Annotated in this window: 19 protein-coding genes and 1 pseudogene; 4 read left to right on the top strand and 16 right to left on the bottom strand. The window is 46.1% G+C overall.

The genetic code is table 11. The annotated features are described in order from the left end of the window. Positions 1 to 26 precede the first annotated feature (26 nt). From CHI14_RS16660 to CHI14_RS16635, 6 genes are all read right to left on the bottom strand, one after another. Complete coding sequence (locus CHI14_RS16660) at positions 27 to 473, bottom strand: GNAT family N-acetyltransferase (RefSeq protein ID WP_095289627.1); 447 nt, start codon at positions 471 to 473, stop codon at positions 27 to 29. A 69-nt stretch (positions 474 to 542) separates the two neighbouring features. Beyond that, positions 543 to 872 carry a GRAM domain-containing protein gene (locus CHI14_RS16655; RefSeq protein ID WP_095289626.1) on the bottom strand — a complete coding sequence of 110 codons (330 nt, stop codon included), beginning with the start codon at positions 870 to 872 and terminating at the stop codon, positions 543 to 545. Positions 873 to 1,067: 195 nt separating this feature from the next. After that, positions 1,068 to 1,886: a purine-nucleoside phosphorylase gene (locus tag CHI14_RS16650; RefSeq protein ID WP_095289625.1), complete on the bottom strand. Its 819-nt coding sequence runs from the start codon at positions 1,884 to 1,886 to the stop codon at positions 1,068 to 1,070. 127 nt (positions 1,887 to 2,013) lie between these two features. Beyond that, entirely contained in the window at positions 2,014 to 2,340 is a 327-nt protein-coding gene (locus CHI14_RS16645) for an immunity protein TriTu family protein (protein WP_095289624.1), read from the bottom strand. A gap of 118 nt (positions 2,341 to 2,458) precedes the next feature. Then, positions 2,459 to 2,638, bottom strand: a complete 180-nt coding sequence (locus CHI14_RS16640) for a hypothetical protein (protein WP_095289623.1) — start codon at positions 2,636 to 2,638, stop codon at positions 2,459 to 2,461. A 90-nt stretch (positions 2,639 to 2,728) separates the two neighbouring features. Then, positions 2,729 to 4,798: a helix-turn-helix domain-containing protein gene (locus CHI14_RS16635; RefSeq protein ID WP_095289622.1), complete on the bottom strand. Its 2,070-nt coding sequence runs from the start codon at positions 4,796 to 4,798 to the stop codon at positions 2,729 to 2,731. A 147-nt stretch (positions 4,799 to 4,945) separates the two neighbouring features. Between CHI14_RS16635 and CHI14_RS16630 the strand changes: the two genes are divergently transcribed. From CHI14_RS16630 to sdaAA, 4 genes are all read left to right on the top strand, one after another. Continuing rightward, a complete protein-coding gene (locus tag CHI14_RS16630; RefSeq protein ID WP_349290383.1) occupies positions 4,946 to 6,184 on the top strand; it encodes an MFS transporter in 1,239 nt (412 codons plus the stop codon). Positions 6,185 to 6,296: 112 nt separating this feature from the next. Next, entirely contained in the window at positions 6,297 to 7,727 is a 1,431-nt protein-coding gene (locus CHI14_RS16625; RefSeq protein ID WP_095290120.1) for an amidohydrolase, read from the top strand. Positions 7,728 to 7,731: 4 nt separating this feature from the next. Further along, complete coding sequence (gene sdaAB / locus CHI14_RS16620) at positions 7,732 to 8,400, top strand: L-serine ammonia-lyase, iron-sulfur-dependent subunit beta (RefSeq protein ID WP_095289621.1); 669 nt, start codon at positions 7,732 to 7,734, stop codon at positions 8,398 to 8,400. Positions 8,401 to 8,450: 50 nt separating this feature from the next. After that, entirely contained in the window at positions 8,451 to 9,326 is an 876-nt protein-coding gene (gene sdaAA / locus CHI14_RS16615) for an L-serine ammonia-lyase, iron-sulfur-dependent, subunit alpha (protein WP_095289620.1), read from the top strand. A 142-nt stretch (positions 9,327 to 9,468) separates the two neighbouring features. On the opposite strand, the gene CHI14_RS16610 is transcribed toward sdaAA, so the two are convergent. From CHI14_RS16610 to CHI14_RS16555, 10 genes and pseudogenes are all read right to left on the bottom strand, one after another. Next, complete coding sequence (locus tag CHI14_RS16610) at positions 9,469 to 9,816, bottom strand: hypothetical protein (RefSeq protein WP_095289619.1); 348 nt, start codon at positions 9,814 to 9,816, stop codon at positions 9,469 to 9,471. A gap of 192 nt (positions 9,817 to 10,008) precedes the next feature. Next, positions 10,009 to 10,884 (bottom strand): aminoglycoside phosphotransferase family protein, encoded by an 876-nt coding sequence (locus CHI14_RS16605; protein ID WP_095289618.1) that lies wholly within the window; start codon positions 10,882 to 10,884, stop codon positions 10,009 to 10,011. An 86-nt stretch (positions 10,885 to 10,970) separates the two neighbouring features. Continuing rightward, positions 10,971 to 11,450, bottom strand: a complete 480-nt coding sequence (locus CHI14_RS16600; protein ID WP_095289617.1) for a DinB family protein — start codon at positions 11,448 to 11,450, stop codon at positions 10,971 to 10,973. A 27-nt stretch (positions 11,451 to 11,477) separates the two neighbouring features. Further along, complete coding sequence (locus CHI14_RS16595) at positions 11,478 to 12,014, bottom strand: GNAT family N-acetyltransferase (RefSeq protein WP_095289616.1); 537 nt, start codon at positions 12,012 to 12,014, stop codon at positions 11,478 to 11,480. A 45-nt stretch (positions 12,015 to 12,059) separates the two neighbouring features. After that, positions 12,060 to 12,596 (bottom strand): GNAT family N-acetyltransferase, encoded by a 537-nt coding sequence (locus CHI14_RS16590; protein WP_095289615.1) that lies wholly within the window; start codon positions 12,594 to 12,596, stop codon positions 12,060 to 12,062. A gap of 622 nt (positions 12,597 to 13,218) precedes the next feature. Then, positions 13,219 to 13,676: pseudogene (locus CHI14_RS16580) on the bottom strand (DUF2262 domain-containing protein). A gap of 498 nt (positions 13,677 to 14,174) precedes the next feature. Beyond that, positions 14,175 to 14,720 carry a GrpB family protein gene (locus CHI14_RS16570; RefSeq protein ID WP_095289612.1) on the bottom strand — a complete coding sequence of 182 codons (546 nt, stop codon included), beginning with the start codon at positions 14,718 to 14,720 and terminating at the stop codon, positions 14,175 to 14,177. A 74-nt stretch (positions 14,721 to 14,794) separates the two neighbouring features. Then, positions 14,795 to 15,277, bottom strand: a complete 483-nt coding sequence (locus CHI14_RS16565) for a GNAT family N-acetyltransferase (RefSeq protein ID WP_095289611.1) — start codon at positions 15,275 to 15,277, stop codon at positions 14,795 to 14,797. Then, on the bottom strand, positions 15,258 to 15,800 hold the full coding sequence (locus tag CHI14_RS16560; protein WP_095289610.1) for a DinB family protein: 543 nt from the start codon (positions 15,798 to 15,800) through the stop codon (positions 15,258 to 15,260). The genes CHI14_RS16565 and CHI14_RS16560 overlap by 20 nt, the downstream gene beginning before the upstream one ends. 60 nt (positions 15,801 to 15,860) lie before the next feature. Continuing rightward, positions 15,861 to 16,283, bottom strand: coding sequence for a DUF1801 domain-containing protein (locus CHI14_RS16555; RefSeq protein WP_095289609.1), 423 nt, complete (start codon positions 16,281 to 16,283; stop codon positions 15,861 to 15,863). Between the last annotated feature and the right edge of the window lie 128 nt (positions 16,284 to 16,411).

The following is a 16,411-nucleotide window of genomic DNA, read 5'->3' as shown; positions in this document are numbered from 1 at the left end:
GGGCCTATCATGATGCCATTTAAAGATCAATCTCCTGTTAGCTGGAAGGACATAAACATATCTACCTCATCTTCACGATCTACAACAAACCCAAACCGTTCATATAACCGTCTCGCCCGGCTTCCCTGCAGCACATTCAACATGACACGTTTGCCCCTGACTTCATCCTTTCCCAGTAGCTTTTGCAATACTTCGGTCCCGAGCTTCCTGCCCTGAGCATCCGGATGAATGTAAAAGTGCTCCAGCAGAGCACCCTCAGCCATAGGCTTCAGTGACACACAACCTACAGGTGACCCCTCCAGCTTAATAATCCATGTATAGATCGGATCGAATGTGTTCCGGAAACGTTCCCGAACCTTCACCTCGTCATACCTTCCCAATCTGGTCAGATCGTCATATAGAACCAGAGCACGCAAATCAGCAAGCCACTCCACATCTTCCTGCACAGCTTGATGCATCGTTAGTTGGTTCATTAATACAGCCTCCATATTCATAACTCCAAATACCTGTTTCTTCGTATATGTACTACTGCTTTCGCACTTCTACATCAATTCATTATCCATTCGCTTAGCACGTATAATCTCGCCAATAATCTTCGAACGATTCCAAACGACAAACTTGAAGACAAGTCCATCCTCCATCGTAATTGTAATACCATTAGGAATGATTCCCCAGGTCTTTCGTTTCTCAATCTTGGTCATGCCCCAGATCTCAAGTTGAAGCCATTCGGTCTGAATATTCAGGCCATGTGGAATAAAGACCAATCGTTCATTGGTAAGGAACAGCTTCCCCCCAACGCCTTCAAATCCCCTTAACCAGTTCGCATTGATGCGTTCAAAAATGACGTATTCCGTTGAACCCAACTCTTCCATTGCTGTCAGTCTCCTTTGATCAGCCGATCTTGATTATTCTACCAGTTTGAATCTCTCCTATTATAGGTCGTTTCTGCCCGTTTAGGAATATTTTCGCACCTAATTATGATCAAAAAAAGCATAGTCCACCGGAGGTCATCCGTTATAGACAATGCTTTTTCAATGGTTACTATGAAAAGGGTTAGCCTCTCTTCCCTACATCTCTTGCAGGATGCCTTTGACAAGCCCGATAAAGGTTGTCTTCACTTGTGCAGCCACTTCGATGACTTCATCATGACTGAGCGGCTGATCCAGAATGCCGCAGGCCATGTTGGTCAGGCAGGAAATGCCCAGCACCTTCATGCCGCCATGGATGGCTACGATCGCTTCAGGAACCGTAGACATACCTACAGCATCCGCGCCCATCGTCCGAATCATGCGAATCTCGGCTGGTGTCTCATACGCAGGGCCACTCCACCACGCATACACCCCTTGCTGCAGGCTGACCTTCTGCTCTTCTGCAACCTTAAGCGCAATACTGCGCAGCTCGCGGCTATATACCTGGGACACGTCAGGGAAACGTACACCCAGTTCAGCGTTATTGGGTCCCATTAATGGATTGTTGCCTACCAGGTTAATGTGATCCGTAATGAGCATCAGCTGTCCCGGCTGGAAGCTTGTGTTGATGGCTCCGCAGGCATTCGTAATGATTAATTGCTCGACACCCAGCGCCTTCATGATGCGAACCGGAAACGTCACTTCATCCAGCGTGAAACCTTCATAGTAATGAAGACGCCCTTTCATGGCTACGACCGTTTTGCCCATTAGTTCGCCAATGACCAGCTCGTTAGCGTGACCAACAGCTTCAGATTGTGCAAAATACGGAATATCTGTATAGGGAATAACTGTAGCATTCTCAATCTCGTCCGCAAGTGCTCCAAGGCCGGAACCGAGGATCATGCCTACGACAGGCTTGGTGTTGATTCGGTTTAATATGTAATCTCTAGCTTCTTGAATATGTTCGGATTGATGCATGAATGGTTTCCTCCTGATAATCTGTATTGGGGATTAGTGTGACTATACCTCAAGTGTAATGAACAATGGACATGATGTAAATGGAAGTCAGCAGCCATTACATCTGGACAGCTTCACGCGGTACACGTTAAGAATTAACACCTGTCTGTAACACTTGGAAATAACCTTGCAAAAGCTTATCAAAATCAGGAGCCTCATCTTCAATCTGCTCTATATACTTCCACAAGATCAATTCTTCCGTTTCGATGTTTATTACCTCGTATTCCATTTGTCCAGATTCCCAGACAGTTACTTGGCCCATGGCACACCCTGATTCATGAACAAACCCTGTCGAGGGGTCGGGAATATATTGTTCATTCACATGGCCATGTTTCACCGGTTCGGTAGTAATATGAAGCGTTCGCAGTGGGCCTGCCTTTTGTTCGGCCCATTGTCTGAATTTTTTTTGAAGCAACGTGATATGCACCTCCCAAAACGACTGGCATTGGCCAGAAGCCCAATTATTTCCTTTCTAATCATTATACTTCACCTGTGCACACAAAAAACGACCCCCAGCCAGAGAGTCGGTTGTTTCATGGTATTTTATTCAGTGAATGTGTGGTTCTGCTTTTTATAAAATCCATCCCCATCATCAGAAGCAGCATCAGTGTGGCGAACATCAACGGCTTGTTAAGAGTGCCCTCAGCAAAAATGAAATAGGTAAATGTCACATTGCCCATAAATGCAATCAGGTAATTGCGGATGTGATTCATCTTCTCACCCTCATTTCGGGACTTTATTTTAAAACGCCTTATTCTATTCTTAACGCTATCATATTTTACCAAATAAATCCAGATATTCATTCAAGATGAGCGGTATGTCTGCCGCAGATAACAGGCCAGCTGCAGATGAAGCAGGTGTTCCTGGTTACTCAAGGACATGCCCAGAATCTCTTCAATTTTGCGAATCCGCTGATACAGTGTATTGATATGAATATGAAGCGTGGCTGCCGTCTGAGCGGCAGATCCTCCGGAAGCCATATATGTCATTAGCGTTTCCTCCAGTCCGCCGGTCTGCCCTTTGGCAGGTCGAAGCGGCTCAAAGATCTCTGCCATAAACGTATTCAGATCCTCCGCAGATTGCCGGATGAACAAACGGTTGACACCAATATCCGTATAGCGAATGGTTCCCCGTTCGCCCCTTGTCTTCTGATACGCAAGTGCCTTATCCGCTTCCTGGAATCCCGTATTAATCGCGTCCACGCCTGATCGGATTGAACTTAAGCCTCCGAATAATTTCACCTGATTTCGACTCTCCCAATCCTTCACCAGGGAGCTGAACTGCTGCTCCAGCTTACCGGGTTTAACCGCATCGGTTACGATCAGCAGCAAGGTAATTCGCCTCTCATCCCCAAACGCAACAGGCAGCGTTCCGCTTGGCATTTTCTCTCTCAGATAAGCAATGAGCTGAACGGATAATGGACTATATGTGGATGGGTTCACCCGATCTGCAAACTCCAAAAGGCCCACTACGATGAAAGTTGAAGGACCAATCCCGATCTCCCCCGACTTCTGCCAGTAATCCTCCGAGTCCTGACTAAGTCTCAGTTCATTGAAGAATTGCTGTGTTTTCTTGAAGTAAAATTCAGCCAGAGACTGCTTGCGCATCAGTTCAAGAGCCAGGATGGAGCTCCCCTGCTCCAGCGCAATCAACTGCAATGGTTCCAGCGGAGTATTCATCTGCATGATCAGATAACCGAGACATTGATTAGCCGAAGCAATCGGGTACAAATATTGAAATACCTGGCTTTCTTCCCCCTTGATACATGTCAGATAATCAGGATGATGCAAGGATTCGTACAGATTGCGCAGTTTCTCCATATCCCAATTATTCAGGACGCTGCTCCGTTTGGGAATCCATTCATTATCAATAAAGTCGATAAAGACGATTGGCACGCCAATGATACGTGTCAATTCGTTAACGATGGATACCGCACCTTTATTTTGGAGGGAAAGCCGCATTAAGGATGTATGAATCTCGTCCCGTTTGATGAGCGTCTCGTTCCGTTTGCTCAGATCCTCATAGAGCTGGGCATTCGTGATGGCAATGGAAACCTGATCGGCAAAGCTCTGCAGCAGTCTAACATCCGATTCCGTGAATATGGGGACTCTTCCTTTTTGATAGACAATTAACACGCAATCCGGCTCGCCTCCCACCTTGATTGGCACCGAAATGATCGACCCGATATTCTGAAAGTCATATGCCGAATTCAAATGATACTTGTTGTCAGGTGTCATGTTGCCGAAGTCATCTTCCACTGTGGAAAAACTGTTATAGAGCTTGGGTGTGCCTCGCTTAAATGTATTGCCAATAATGCCTTCACCCGGCTTCAGCTTCATTTTCAGCATGTCCTCGCCCATTTCTCCAGCTCTCGCCTTAACCTTCAGTGCATCAATTGCAGGATCATATCTCCATAACACCCCGATACATTCATAAGGGATGACTGATAGCGCACTCACCAAAATCCGCCCCAACAGTTCATTCAGATCTAACAGCTGAGTCACATCACGGATACTGTTCATAATTTCGTTCAAAGCACGTTCATGCTTGCTGGCCACAGCCTCCGTATAATACGGATAGAGTAATGAGGATAGCGTAACTAAATCTTCCGCAGAACAGTGCCAGTTCTTAAAAACACGAATTGCCACACATATATTATTGCTATATGGCAGATAAACTAACACAGCATCATCTGATTCTTGCTCTACTTTGGGGTGTTGAAGAGGGAGGCTTTCAGCAAAACAAGGCGGTATACTTTCCTTTATGCCAATGGCTTCATTCAGCACCCAATCTTCCCAATTACTGCTGATCCAAACCTCATAATCGCATTTCCCCAAACGTTCTCTCAGGATTTCATGCAAGATTCCATTCAACAGATCCGCCCCCAAGTCAATGTAGGTTTTCACATAAAACTACAATTTATTATACATATATATACATTGTGTTGGTACCCTCTCATCCTGTAACTTTATATCAACACAGAAATCAAGTTAACAATTGATGAGAAAGAAGGTAACACAATGTCCAAAATCATGCAAAGCAAACACTTCAAGTACATTGTTCTCGCTCTCTTGTTTCTCGGCTGGTGCCTAGGCAACCTGGATCGCTTCGTCATCAACTATGCCATTGTGGGAATAACTCAGGACCTGGGTCTGGGCGCTTCCGCACAAGGAATCATCCTCAGCAGCTTTTTTCTCGGGTATGCCATTATGCAGATTCCGGGCGGAGCACTCGCTGACCGTTTTGGCTACCGTAAGGTCATTCTCGTTTCCTTGTTCTCCTGGTCCGTATTCACCATCTTGACCGGCTCGGCCTGGTCACTGCTCTCTCTCATCTTTGTTCGTTTCCTGTTTGGTATTGGTGAAGGCAGCTTCTTCCCTTCCGGTTCCAAAGCGATCGCCACCAACTTTCCGGTCAACCAGCGAAGCGGAGCCATGTCGATCATGCTGGCATCCGCTGCGATTATGGGGGTTGTCACTCCCATTCTGACTGGACACGCCCTTGTCACTATCGGCTGGCGCAACCTGTTCTATATCATCGGTGTCGTGGGCATCCTCATCACGGCCCTCATGTTCTTTTTACTCAAAGAACCGGCCAAACCTTCACTCGCTGCCTCTGCCTCGGGCCAACAACCCAAAACATCGCTTAAAGACGTCTTGAAAACACCCATGATCTGGAACTTGTTTATCAGCTACTTCAGTATTTATGCCGTGAACTGGGGCCTTCAATCCTGGATGCCAACATACATGGTCAATGTCCGGGGTTTGGATATGACACAAATGGGACTGCTTTCAGCCATCCCGGCTGTCGTCAGCATTTTCACCATGCTCCTCAGTGGCTATGTGCTTGACCGCATCCCAGCTGGCAAAGATCGAATCATCGCTTCCGTGTTCGGAGTACTTGTTGCCTTGTTCCTGTACCTTATGGGCTCTGCAGGCAGCATTGCCACATTCATTACGTACATGACGATCGTAACGGCCATGGCTGGTTTTATTTCAACACTCATCATTTCGAAATCCCTTAAAACGATGCCCGAATCCGTAGTCGCAACGGCCAATGGATTCATTAACACAGGTGCGCAACTCGCCGGTTTCCTGACACCGATGCTGATCGGGTTCCTGGTACAAGCTTCAGGGGGATCTTATGCAACGGCCTTCATCATGTTGATCGCCTTCGCCCTTATCTGCTCCCTTTCGTTATTGTTCTCGCGTCGGTCAAAACAGGACAGTGGTTCCGAAGTGCAGGCAACGGCCGTTTAAAGACGCAGCAGATTAGTACCCTTTTTCTAGATAAAAATCATGCCATAACTAACAAGCCATTTCGTGTCCACCATAAAACACATGTAGAGAGGTGTATCCCATGACAACAACGATTGATCTAACCCAATATATATCCGATGCCATTGAAGGAAAACGTGAGCTATTTACCCAAGCCAGTGACCGAATCTGGGAATTTGCAGAGACAAGGTTTGATGAATTTCAATCCGCAGAGCTGCTGATCGAATTGCTTGAATCGGAAGGCTTCATAATTGAGAGAGGTGTTGCCGGACTGGAGACCGGATTCATCGCCTCCTATGGTTCAGGGCTGCCTGTTATTGCCTTACTGGGCGAATATGACGCACTCGCTGATCTCAGCCAGGAAGCAGGAATCAGCACATACCAGCCCGTTCAGCCGCGTGGTAACGGTCATGGATGCGGACATAACCTGCTCGGAATAGGCGCTGTGGCTGCGGCGGTCGCAGTCAAAGACTATCTTAAGGAGTATCCGGAAACCCAAGGAACGGTGCGCTTCTATGGATGCCCGGCCGAGGAAAGCGGGTATGGTAAAACGTATCTTGCTCGCGAGGGCTATTTTAAGGATGTGGATGCTGCACTCTCCTGGCACCCTCATTCCATGAATGCCGTTATGCATGGAAGCTCCAATGCGGTCATTCACGGCACGTTTACTTTTAAAGGCATTAGTGCTCATGCTGCTGCCGCTCCCCACCTGGGCCGAAGCGCTCTCGATGCCGTTGAGCTGATGAACATCGGTTCAAATTATATGCGTGAGCACATGATTGATCAGGCCCGAATTCACTACGCCATTACGAACTCGGGCGGTTTGGCACCCAATGTCGTGCAGGCGGAAGCCGAGGTCACTTATCTCGTACGAGCACCGAAGAGCGCTCAGGTACGGAGTCTGTTTGAACGTCTGGTGAAAGTCGCAGAAGGGGCCGCCCTGATGACAGATACCACAATGGATTTTAAATATGAAGGCGCATGTGCCAACCTGATTCCGAACAGCACGCTCGAAAAAGTGATGCATCAGCATCTCGTGGCTTTCGGTGCACCCGAATATGAAGAGGAAGAATACCATTATGCCAAAGCCATCTATGATACGCTGCCGCTCCCAAATCAGCAGGAAGCTGGCGCATTAGTTGGTCCTGAACTGGCCCCTCTTCTGGCTGAGCGACCGCTGCCAAACTTTATTGCTCCTTATTCGGATGAGAAGGAGACCTTCATGGGTGGATCAACGGATGTAGCCGATGTCAGCTGGAACGTGCCGACGGCGCAGTGTATCACAACCACGATGGCCTTTGGCACGCCGCTCCATGCTTGGCAAACCGTTGCCCAAGGCAAGAGCAGTTTTGCCCACAAGGGCATGCTGCTCGCTGCCAAAGCGATGGCAGCCACGGCCATTGAATCCATCTTGCATCCAGAGATCGTCAAGGAAGCACAACAGGAGTTACTGGACAGACTCGGCGGGGAAGTGTACGACTGCCTCGTTCCCGCAGATGTGCAGCCTCCAAAACGGGGAGAATGAGACTGTGAGGTTCAAAGACGTATTTTCCATTATCGGTCCAGCCATGGTTGGACCGTCAAGCTCCCACACTGCAGGAGCAGCACGGATTGGACGCACGGCTAGACAACTGTTCGGCGAATGCCCTTCCCATGCGGAGATCATCATGTTTGGCTCTTTTGCCGCAACGTATAAAGGACATGGTACCGATACCGCCATCGTTGGCGGTCTTCTGGATATGGACACGGATGACCCCGGATTGCCCGAAGCTTTTGCCCATGCAGATATGGCTGGCATGCAAACCGTCATTCGTCCGGGGACAGGTCTGTACCCGCATCCGAACACTGCGGAGATTGTACTATCCAACGCAGCGGGAAATCGCACATTAAACATGATCGGTACGTCAATTGGCGGAGGAAATATCGAAATTGTCCGGATTAACGGCTACAACTTGAAGCTGACGGCTCTCTATCCTACACTCATCATTCGTCATAGCGATGAACCAGGTGTCATTGCTGTCGTCACCCGCCTGCTTGTAGATAATCGCATTAATATCGGACACATGTCCGTGGATCGTAAGAACCGGCGAGGTGAAGCCATGATGGTGCTCGAATGTGATGGTCGGATTGACCCCGCCGTGGTCAGGCAGATTGAGGTGATTCCGGAAGTCCAGGAAGTCACGCTGCTCCATCTTTAACTTAAATATTGGAACTGATTTCCGCTTAATAGATAAAGGAGCCTACGCCAATGAACTTTCGAACGCTAAAACAACTTGCCGAACTGGCGGAGACCCGCAATCTTTCCCTCGGCCAGCTCATGCTGGAAGAGCAATGTCATGAATCAGGCGAAGACACGGGCACCGTATTCGGCCAGATGCAAGAGTATTATGAGATTATGAAAAGTGCGGTGCATCAAGGTCTTCACACCGATACCACTTCCAAAAGCGGCTTAACTGGAGGAGACGCCCGTAAATTGATGGCTTTTCGTGCAGATGGACAGTCCTTGCTCGGCGACCATGCCAGTCTGTCGATGAGTTACGCACTTGCGGTATCCGAGGTCAATGCCTCGATGGGCCGAATTATTGCTACACCGACGGCGGGTTCCTGCGGCATTATTCCCGGGGTATTTATCAGCAGTCAGGAGCGATTCGGCTGGACCGATGAACAGATGGTCTACGGCCTGTTCGCCTCCGGGGCAATCGGTTATGTCATTGCCAACAATTCGTTCATCTCTGGTGCAGAAGGCGGGTGTCAGGCCGAAGTAGGGTCAGCCATCGGGATGGCAGCTGGAGCGCTGGTGGATATCCGGGGCGGGTCCCCGTCCCAGGCCATCCACGCCGTTGGGCTTGCGCTGAAGAATACCCTAGGCCTGATCTGCGATCCGGTAGCCGGGCTTGTCGAGATTCCGTGCATCGTACGGAACGGGTTTGGTGCCATTACTGCTCTCGGAGCCGCCGATATGGCGCTGGCCGGAGTCCGCAGTGTCATTCCTTCCGATGAGGTGGTACAGGTCATGCTTGAGGTTGGATCGGCCATGCCTGAATCATTACGCGAAACGGCAAGCGGCGGCCTTGCCCAGACGCCAACAGGCCGCAAAATCACACGGGATTTGCAGCACAAATAAAGATCAGGCATGTCATTTACACTCGGGGAGACGTTCAGAACGCCTCAAGGTAAATGCATGCCTGTTTTTTGTATGATGTATATGATGTAGCCCAACCAAGGAATAAATCTCACATCCTCCTGTTGAACTAAAAGGGCTAAAGCTATAGCTTGTCCACCTGCAGCAGCGTAACCTGTTTTACGGTACAGGCAGGACTGATCTGCTCCTCGGACAGCACGTTCAGCTTAATCAGGCTTTTCAGCTTATGACTGTCTACCTTGGACAGCAGTCGCCAAATATCCGGATCAGGCAGTGCGGCATATAGCTTCTGGTCGTCATATTCCTTGCGGTGCTGAAGCACCGTTTTCACCGTATAACCGCCAACCTGCGCCTCGTATACCCCTTGTTCCGCACAATAAGCGACAATCTCATCTCGTAGCACAGACAATTGCTGCTCGATGTCTTTTTGCTGCTGCTTCAGTTGAAAGTAGGTTTGCACCTTCTGTTCCATGACCTATCACGCCCCTCTATACCATAGGTATGCAGGAAACGATCGTTTAAGACAGGCTATTCATGACTATTCCCGGGGAAATAATGAATCATGATTTGTACCGGAGGTACCTTCGGTAGTATTCCAACCCAAAATATAAGTACGGATTTCACCTGCTTACTCATCATTTAATAATTCCATCGGGTGTTTCTGTCATGGGTGCAATAGACTCTCCCGCAAATACGGATTATTACAAACAATTGCACGCACACGCTGCATTACCTTCGGTCCCATGGGCACATCGCCGACGCGTCTTAACAGAAGCCAACGCAGACACGCAATTGCCTCAAATACTTTCTCATCCTCCAGCGAGTAACTTGCCGTGCGCCTGAATTCAGCACAATACGTCTCGCCATAATTCTCGCCACTGTAGATCATAATGAGAAAAACAGACCAGGCAATATCGTACCTCGGATCACCGACCTGTCCGTTCGTCCAGTCGATAATGGTATAGTGGTCCTCCATTTCAAGAATATTACCCAGATTATAATCGCCATGGATTAAGCAATCCTGCCTAAGCTGGACGCGCTGAAGAAGGTGCGACAGATGAGTGCCTATGTCTTCATGGAGCTCAATGGAAGGAAAGAAATAACCGACAAAATCATGCCTGGATATGTACGCTCCATCTTCTGCACCAGCTTCATTTAACGGATAACGATGGACCTCCATTAAATTTTGAGCCAAATGTGCCAGTTTGGAAGATGTTAATTGGGTAACAGGTGTACCATCATAGCTCGTTAACAGAACCTGATTCTGCTCCTCATCCATGCCCCAGCCATAAGGTGTGGAGACACGAATTCCATTACGAAGTAGTTTGGACAACAGCCTGTATTGGTTGCCGACATTTGGTTTGGATTCCTTGTTCCATATCTTCAGAACATACGGCTGATCATCAAGTACGATTTTCATTACATCTGCTTCCAGTCCAGGTGACAAAGGAATAACCTTAACCTCATATCCTCCTTTCAACATAAGCCGTAGACTTTCATCCAATTGGACCCAATTTATAAGGCTAAGTTTGATGGTCATCACTTCCTCCTTTCAGCTGGCCTTATCTCCAGTAAAATAGATCGTTCTCATCATTTTTTAGCTGGTCATGGGTCTACCCGATCCGGTCAGTCAGGGATAATCAGGCCTTTACCAATCACATTGGCGGATACCGGTTCCTTGCCCAATTCTCTGGCCCATACTGACAATTGTCCCATATGGTGAATTTCATGAGCAATGACGTGGCGCATCACTTCTCCCCATGAATCTATTACAACTTTGCCATTCGGTAGATGATCGGTATGAGCTCTCTTTTCCATGCTCGTGTCCCACGCCAAAACAAATGCCTCTACATCAGGACGCAGCTTGCGATCAAATTGTCGCACCGCTTCAAGGCTCTTGTAGTGTTCAAAATCTTCCGCCCCATCCGGCTTACCCTGCAGAATCTGAAGCCAGCTCCATTCTACATCAATGATATGGAAAAACGTCTTCAAGATGCTCCCTACACCGCCTGTACGAGTCCGCAGCAATTCTTCAAGCGGTAGGTCCTCACACCACGCATACCACTGTTCACGCACCATCCAGTTATAACGAAAAAATGTTTCCATCACCATTCTCCTTTTCCTGTTGTATTCCTAGAGTGTTTTGATTAATTCTGTGTTGGCAAACGTGGTATCCGAATGTTCAAGATCCCCATAAATCCCGCTAATCTGATTGAATCCGGATTTAATCCAGAATCGTAATGCTGGCCAGTTTTTGAGCGCTACATTGATTCTGATTTCCCTGTATCCGAGTGAGGAAAGATGGAGACTCAGTGCTTGAATCATTTCCTGTCCATAACCTTTCTTCTGAATATCACTTTGGATATATAAAAATTCAAGATAAATGGAATCCTCAGATGGGTAACCATGGTACATACTCAGCAGACCCATTTTTCGATTCTCATCGACTGTACGGATCGATTGAATCCGGTAATTCTCCAACTTTCCTCCCGGTGGAAGATTGCCTTCTTTAACACATTTCTTCACATAATCCGGTTCATACTCTCGTCCGTCCCATTGTTGTAAGTAATGGCTTGTGTTACAAATGGACTGGATCTCGGGGATCTCGTATTCTTCCACATCCGAAATAATGAGTCGTTCTGACTTCCATTCTGCTGGAAGCTGTTTCATATTAATCACTCCAATGTACTTTATCATCATCTTGGATTATAGAAGTTACATAGAATCGCTCTTCAATGTATTGTTATGCTTATCTCCAAATACCTGGATCGGTCCAGTCCATCGTTCCTCATTCAGGATCATCTCCCTATACATTCCTTCCGCATAGCTATGAATAACACGATTCCAAAATTGATTGGCAGGCTTGTTGGCTAGCGTTTGCCGAATCTCCCACGCACCCGGGAATTGATCAAAGATGTGGAACGTGGCTCGTTTTCCATATCCTTTGTTTCTATACTTGCGCACAATAAAAAAATCACTAATGATATTCGTCGCGGATGCCTCACTGACATGCACGAACTCTCTCGGAACATCCAGCATTAATAAGGCGAAGCCTGCTAGCTCCCCATTCACTTTGATCATTAGAGGTTTCCTGTAGGTGTCCGTCCATTGATGATCAATGTACTTGTATAGATATAGCCCATGAATAGTCAATTCATGTCTATCGAACTCACTTGAATCATATCGATATAGTTGCATCAGGTTATGTAATACATGTTTATCTTCATATTCTATCGCATTAATTTCTAACATTTCTCTTCTCCACTCTCCCTTCCTGTTAAGCAATTTTCTTGATGATTATCGCTTTCACCTTCTATCATAACCCACGATATGGAAAAACCAGAACCGCATAATTGCGGTTCGTTACTCTTCGGAACGGGTCAATCTCTTTTTTATATAGTGGAAGACATGAATTGCGGTATAAATAAGTAGGATATTAAACAAATAGGAAAGCACTTGGATGTTGATACCTGAAAGAAACCAAATTGTGTCAGGGGGACTGGCATGGTGATATTCTGTGTAAAACCGAATGGGAAAACCGTACTCCGTTCTCGGTGGACCTTCCGTGTATGCTGTTCCAGGAATAAGCATGACAGCTAACATGGCAAGCCAAGCGGAGAGGTTTAGTATTCTATAATTAATGTTCAAGCTATCTCTCCCCCACTCATCTAGGACTGGACCTTCTTCGAAATACGTTCCTTGCAGCTTTTTATCAAAGAAGTCTCCCCAATCCTTCTAATCAATTACATAATTTTTTAATAATTCAAACTCTTCCTAAACGTAACGCGCGAATACTCTGCTTGAAAATAATCCTTCTCAAACTTCGATACCGAGTAACCAATCGATGTATAAAATACTAATGTGTCTTCTGCTTCTAAATCTCGGCACTTCTAAGACGGTGGTCATTATCAAAGTATGCATGGATTCTGTGACCACCGAACAATTCTCCATCATCATATTCGCAGTATATATCTTCATGCTTGATCACGATGTCCAGAAGTTTGATGAGGCTGCAAAGGTCTCCGGAGTTACATCATATTTTCCTGCATCGACTTCGTCCCAATCCAGATGTTCATCGTCTTCATCATATTCAGGCCAGGAATCATTTTTATAGCTCGTTAATTCATCTGCGATGGATACCTTAGCCTGCTTATCGAACTCATGCAAAACCCTATATAGATTCTCCGCCCGCTGCATCATCCCATAGATATTAGCCTTGTCATCCGATATTTCTAATGTCCAATGCACAGGACCTTTCTCATACGTGTATGCCCTGCTCAATTCTTCATAAATAAATGTTCCGATAAGCTCGCTGCGAATCGATTTTTCCAACTTACAGCACCTCCTTACAAACACTGTTTACACTATTCTCGTTTTTTTGCGAGCCCTGAAGAGAGCCTCCAACCCAAGATCGACCAGTACAAAGATCATCGCTGCAAATACACCAAACAAAGTTAGAGGGAACGTTTCTTTAAGATTAAAAATATTCTCTCTAGCTCCGATAACCAGATAAAATATGAACATGCCGACGAACCCAGCGCACGCGTAACTCAGTATTTTTACAATTAGGTAGAGTACATGATTAGTAATTCTAATCTTGTTCACCAAGAAGTCTACTACGATCGACAAAGGTAAGCCTATCAAAAAGATCAACGGAGCTGCATATATAGGGTACACAGCAATATAAAAACCAAAACCATAGGTTTCACTCATGGATAACAAGCTTGCAGCTAAACTAAACAAGATTACGGTTAAAAGTGAAGTTAACAGCTTTCTACCCAGGTTCATTTCACCACTCCAATATGGGTATCCACAATTAATCCAAGGTACTTATACGTCCGAATCCGCCGGTTTCCAGCCTACGTCCTGAGACCACAGATGGGCTTTCTGCAAGATCTCCCACACTACTGGCCCTTTGTCCTCAACATACTTCGAACGTTGTTCCTTGTATAAACTCATGAGCCTGTGCTTTTCCTCCGCATACTTCAGGCAATCCAGTGGATGTTCTCGTAAATAATCCCTGAACAGCAATGTCATCTGCTCCGAAAAACTCCCTGCTTGCCTAACGTGTACATGCGTTCGTCTATTCCCAGGTGCTTCGCGGAAGTATCTTTTACTTTGATCCGGATTATCCTCCCTAAACACAAAGCCGACCCTTTCAATATCAAACTGGAAACTCCTTAAGTTTTCGAGATGCAAAACGGAAATTTGAATGTCTATGATGGGTTTGGCGTCTAAACCGGTGATAGAAGTTGATCCGACGTGGTCGATGCGAAGAGCCTTATCTTCTAACGCCTCTCTTAATCGGAGTCCCGTCTCTAAAAACATCTGCCTCCATGCCGGGTCATATGTTGCAATTCTCCATTGCTCCTCCATACAGAACCTCAACCTCGTTTCAATATGTATTGGCTATATCATAAATAACAAGCTTATCATGCTTATGTCGCTCATTATCGAGTGTTTCTTTTTCTTTCGTTTAACTTTAATCTGTATATCATTTCACCTTCTTGGTTATCCATCTCTTGATCGATGAATCCCGTCTTCTCGTAAAGTTTTCTGGCATGGGCATTGCTTTCTTCAATAGTTAATGAGACCACCTGACATTGATGATGGGTTTGCTGAATGAATTCTAGTATGGTATAAAGTGCTTCTTCCCCTAATCCTTTGCCTTGATAATCCTGATCGATTTGAAACCCGCCTATCCAATAATTATCCCTACTATCTGGCGTGTAGCTTAAATAGAAGAAACCAAATGCCTTTTCTCCCTGGCGCAGGATAAAGGGGTCAAAAGCTTCATCCCACGGTTTAATATAGGCATGTGCTAATGACTCAATGACAGTTGGCACCCATTTGACCTGAGATTCATGTAATGAGATTGAGAGTGCTTCTTCCCAATTACGTTTATCAATAGCTTCAATAAGAATTGGTATCATTTAAGTTCCTTCCCTTAAACCACTTTCTTAGTTGATTAATATGAGCTTGATGGTAACGATTATGGTCAGCCATATGCCATATTCCCCAGCGTAGTGTGGCTTGTTTTTCATGGTCATGTCCAAAAGTAACAATACGGTCCAGATCAGCATCTGTTAATTGCTCACATGTCTCTTTTAGATCAGTTATTACTCCTTCATATTGAGAGATAAGTGTGTCCCTTGACACTCCACTCACCATCGGAAGGTTGTTGTTTTCATCGATCATCGGGCCGTATTGTTCTCTCAATGATTGGGGTAGCGGTATTCCTTTAATTCTGTAAACCCAGTTTAGATCAACGTACAGGATATGTTTTATTAACTGAGCCGTACTGTTGAGGTTATAATCTGGTCCCTTGTAGTCTACTTCCTCCTGAGACATTCCTTCTGTAATGGTTTGAAGTCGCCGGCTGTTCTCTCTTACCGCTGAATATAACATCCCAACCACAGGTGACATATCGGCTTGGCCTTGCAGGTCATGCAGCATATTAAGTATTCCTCCTTGCCTTGTTCATAGCAGCATAGCAGATCACTTCATGAAATATAACTACGGATTCGGGTAGGTCTCTTGTAAGAACTTAACCGACTGGTTGATTAGAGCTTTCAAAATATCCACATGAATGTCTGCGACTTTATTAATATACACGCATGCTTTTCCTGTCGTATGTTTCCCCAGGTCCTTTAACAGTGCTTCTCGCTCTGTATCTCCGGTTGCAAAATATAAGCTGATTTTCGCTTTACGGGGTGAAAAACCTACCAGCGGGGCATCGCCTTCGTGTCCTGAAGCATATTTATAATGATACGAACCAAATCCAATAATGCTTGGTCCCCACATCTTGGCTTCATAACCTGTTGTTTCAGCAAAAATATCCAGCAACGTATAAGCATCCTCACGTTTCTTTGGATGATCCACACTCTCAATAAACTCAATAACACTATTGTCTGTCTCTTTTGTTTTTTGCTTGTACATCATGATTCACTCCCTTTCAACCTGATTGGCAGATTGGATCTGTCCAGCTCCTCGCAGCTGATGATTCAGTTCATCCAATGATTTTTCAGTGATTCCATTCTCCTCAACCCTGCGTATTGATTACTAAT

Origin of the sequence: Paenibacillus sp. 7516 (genome assembly GCF_002272715.1) — a bacterium.
GTDB lineage: Bacteria > Bacillota > Bacilli > Paenibacillales > Paenibacillaceae > Paenibacillus > Paenibacillus illinoisensis_A.
Note: the sequence above shows the minus strand (reverse complement) of the source record. Positions and strands in the feature narration are given on the sequence as shown.

Excerpts from the sequence above, each read along its gene's own strand:
- CHI14_RS16570 (WP_095289612.1), bottom strand. The coding sequence starts at position 14,720 with ATGGAGGAGCAATGGAGAATTGCAACATATGACCCGGCATGGAGGCAG.
- CHI14_RS16650 (WP_095289625.1), bottom strand. The coding sequence starts at position 1,886 with ATGCATCAATCCGAACATATTCAAGAAGCTAGAGATTACATATTAAAC.
- CHI14_RS16655 (WP_095289626.1), bottom strand. The coding sequence starts at position 872 with ATGGAAGAGTTGGGTTCAACGGAATACGTCATTTTTGAACGCATCAAT.
- CHI14_RS16605 (WP_095289618.1), bottom strand. The coding sequence starts at position 10,884 with ATGACCATCAAACTTAGCCTTATAAATTGGGTCCAATTGGATGAAAGT.
- CHI14_RS16660 (WP_095289627.1), bottom strand. The coding sequence starts at position 473 with ATGAACCAACTAACGATGCATCAAGCTGTGCAGGAAGATGTGGAGTGG.
- CHI14_RS16595 (WP_095289616.1), bottom strand. The coding sequence starts at position 12,014 with ATGAAACAGCTTCCAGCAGAATGGAAGTCAGAACGACTCATTATTTCG.
- sdaAA (WP_095289620.1), top strand. The coding sequence starts at position 8,451 with ATGAACTTTCGAACGCTAAAACAACTTGCCGAACTGGCGGAGACCCGC.
- CHI14_RS16610 (WP_095289619.1), bottom strand. The coding sequence starts at position 9,816 with ATGGAACAGAAGGTGCAAACCTACTTTCAACTGAAGCAGCAGCAAAAA.
- CHI14_RS16555 (WP_095289609.1), bottom strand. The coding sequence starts at position 16,283 with ATGTACAAGCAAAAAACAAAAGAGACAGACAATAGTGTTATTGAGTTT.
- CHI14_RS16590 (WP_095289615.1), bottom strand. The coding sequence starts at position 12,596 with ATGTTAGAAATTAATGCGATAGAATATGAAGATAAACATGTATTACAT.
- CHI14_RS16600 (WP_095289617.1), bottom strand. The coding sequence starts at position 11,450 with ATGGAAACATTTTTTCGTTATAACTGGATGGTGCGTGAACAGTGGTAT.
- CHI14_RS16565 (WP_095289611.1), bottom strand. The coding sequence starts at position 15,277 with ATGATACCAATTCTTATTGAAGCTATTGATAAACGTAATTGGGAAGAA.
- CHI14_RS16630 (WP_349290383.1), top strand. The coding sequence starts at position 4,946 with ATGTCCAAAATCATGCAAAGCAAACACTTCAAGTACATTGTTCTCGCT.
- CHI14_RS16560 (WP_095289610.1), bottom strand. The coding sequence starts at position 15,800 with ATGCTGCATGACCTGCAAGGCCAAGCCGATATGTCACCTGTGGTTGGG.
- CHI14_RS16640 (WP_095289623.1), bottom strand. The coding sequence starts at position 2,638 with ATGAATCACATCCGCAATTACCTGATTGCATTTATGGGCAATGTGACA.